The sequence below is a fragment of the Lacinutrix sp. MEBiC02404 genome, from assembly GCF_053601575.1.
Genome location: NZ_JBSHNV010000167.1, coordinates 1 through 317 on the forward strand (window position 1 = coordinate 1; position 317 = coordinate 317).

Sequence of the window (317 nt, forward strand, 5' to 3'; positions counted from 1 at the left end):
GCGGTACAGATGCTTGTGATACAGATGCTGTTTTTGATGTAACTTCTGATTATGCGTACACAAACCTTGCTTCCACTTGTGGAGCTGGTGGTACATTAACAGTTACTTATACCGTTGCAGATGATTGTGATAACGAAACTATACTTGTTGCGATTCTTACACTTAACGATTCTATCGGTCCAGATCTTACTGCTTGTAATGTAGTAGATGAAACGATAGAATGTGATGGTGATAATAACCAAACTTTAGCAGATACTTGGAATGCAGATAATATCGTAGAACTTCAAGCTTGTGCGGATGATATTAATGTAACTATT

Annotated in this window: 1 protein-coding gene; it reads left to right on the plus strand. The window is 37.2% G+C overall.

Translation table 11 applies throughout. From position 1 onward, the window contains the following. The coding region (locus ACVCXO_RS08710; RefSeq protein WP_452229202.1) for a hypothetical protein at window positions 1–317 on the plus strand (317 nt) is incomplete at both ends.